2 protein-coding genes are annotated in these 1,365 nt (G+C 68.6%); both read left to right on the top strand.

What is annotated here, in order from left to right:
* Window positions 1–303 (top strand): HAD-IA family hydrolase (locus HX774_RS19145; protein WP_178828997.1); only part of this gene is annotated, 303 nt, incomplete at its 5' end.
* Window positions 300–1,169 carry a 2,3,4,5-tetrahydropyridine-2,6-dicarboxylate N-succinyltransferase gene (dapD, locus tag HX774_RS19140; RefSeq protein WP_178828996.1) on the top strand — a complete coding sequence of 290 codons (870 nt, stop codon included), beginning with the start codon at window positions 300–302 and terminating at the stop codon, window positions 1,167–1,169. The genes HX774_RS19145 and dapD, both read left to right, overlap by 4 nt.
* Window positions 1,170–1,365: the final 196 nt, after the last annotated feature.

The raw sequence follows: 1,365 nt of genomic DNA, 5'->3' as shown, positions 1-1,365 counted from the left end.
ATGGAGCGGCTGGAGCTGACGCCCTTCTTCGACGGGGTCTTCGCCCTGGAAGACGCCGACCTGATCCCCAAGCCCGACCCGCGCACCTTCGACAAGATGCTGGCCCGGTTCGGCGTCGATCCGACCACCGCCTGCTTCTTCGAGGACACGCCCAAGAACCTGGAGCCGGCCCACGTCCTCGGCATGACCACGGTTCTGGTCGGCCCCAAGGCCTTCACGGCCGAGGGCGCGCACATCCAACACCGGGCCGCCACCGTCGGCCCCTTCCTGACCACCGCCATGCTGGACGGAGATCCGCAATGACCGACCTGACCCATCTGGAATCCGTCATCGAAGCCGCCTGGGAGGCCCGTGCCGAGGTCTCCGCCGCCACGCGCGGCGAGGTGCGCGACGCCGTCGACACCGCGCTCGCCCTGCTGGACGCCGGTCAGGCCCGCGTCGCCTCGCGCGGCGAGGACGGCGTCTGGACCACGCACCAGTGGCTGAAGAAGGCCGTGCTGCTGTCCTTCCGCCTGAACGACAACATCATCATGCGCGCGGGCCACGCCCCCACCCTGCCGCTGTCGGCCGATCATCCGGTCGCCGTCGGCCCCTTCTGGGACAAGGTGCCCAACAAGTTCGGCGACTGGAGCGCCGCCGACTATCAGGCCGCCGGCTTCCGTTCGGTGCCCGGCGCCATCGTCCGTCGCGGGGCGCACGTGGCCAAGAACGTCGTCCTGATGCCGTCCTTCGTGAACATCGGGGCCTTTGTCGATGAAGGCGCGATGGTCGACGCCTGGGCCACGGTCGGCTCGTGCGCTCAGATCGGCAAGAACGTCCACCTGTCGGGCGGCGCCGGCATCGGCGGCGTGCTGGAGCCCCTGCAGGCCAACCCGACCATCATCGAGGACGGCTGCTTCATCGGCGCCCGCGCAGAAGTGGCCGAGGGCGTCATCGTGCGCGAAGGCGCGGTCCTGGCCATGGGCGTCTATCTGTCCGGCTCGACCAAGATCGTCGACCGCGCCTCCGGCGAGATCTTCCGCGGCGAGGTCCCGGCCTATTCCGTCGTGGTCCCCGGCGCCCTGCCCGACCCGAACGGCGGCCCGTCGCTTTATTGCGCCGTCATCGTTAAGCGCGTCGATGCCCAGACCCGCGCCAAGACCGGCGTAAATGAACTGCTGCGCGACTAGGGCTGCAAACGGCGATTTTGCTCCGGCCACGCTCGGAATCAGGCTCGCCAAGAACGCGGATTATGGCCTAATGGCGCCCTCGGTCTGAGGGGATGAAGCAGTGGCTTATCAGCGTCTACGCGACATAGCAGTTTCGATCGGCGTGATTGGGCTTCTGGCCTTTCCCCTGGCCGCATGCGGCGGTGGCGGCGGCGGC

The sequence above is a fragment of the Brevundimonas sp. P7753 genome, assembly GCF_013386595.1.
In the GTDB taxonomy this organism is placed as follows: Bacteria; Pseudomonadota; Alphaproteobacteria; order Caulobacterales; family Caulobacteraceae; genus Brevundimonas; species Brevundimonas bullata.
This window is presented reverse-complemented; position numbering and strand designations above follow the sequence as displayed.